Source organism: Streptomyces sp. SID5910, from assembly GCF_009862125.1.
In the GTDB taxonomy this organism is placed as follows: Bacteria; Actinomycetota; Actinomycetes; order Streptomycetales; family Streptomycetaceae; genus Streptomyces.
Genome location: NZ_WWHX01000301.1, coordinates 1 through 247, shown reverse-complemented (window position 1 = coordinate 247; position 247 = coordinate 1). Strand labels below are relative to the sequence as shown.

Annotated in this window: 1 protein-coding gene; it reads left to right on the top strand. The window is 68.8% G+C overall.

Annotation, left to right across the window (positions count from 1 at the left end):
* On the top strand, positions 1 to 247 hold a 247-nt coding region (locus GTW67_RS10330; RefSeq protein WP_272920479.1), incomplete at both ends, for a beta-ketoacyl synthase N-terminal-like domain-containing protein.

Here is a 247-nt window from a genome sequence, read left to right as displayed (position 1 = left end):
AGACGTCGTGGGAGGCGTTGGAGCGGGCGGGTATCGACCCGGCGTCGGTGCGTGGCAGCCAGACCGGCGTGTACTGCGGTCTGACCTACCACGACTACGGCGACTTGGTGCACCAGGCAGGGGAGGCCTCCGAGGGCTACCTGATGACCGGCAACGCCGGCAGCGTCGCCTCGGGCCGTATCTCCTACACCTTCGGGTTCGAGGGTCCCGCGGTGACGGTGGACACGGCGTGTTCGTCGTCGCTGGT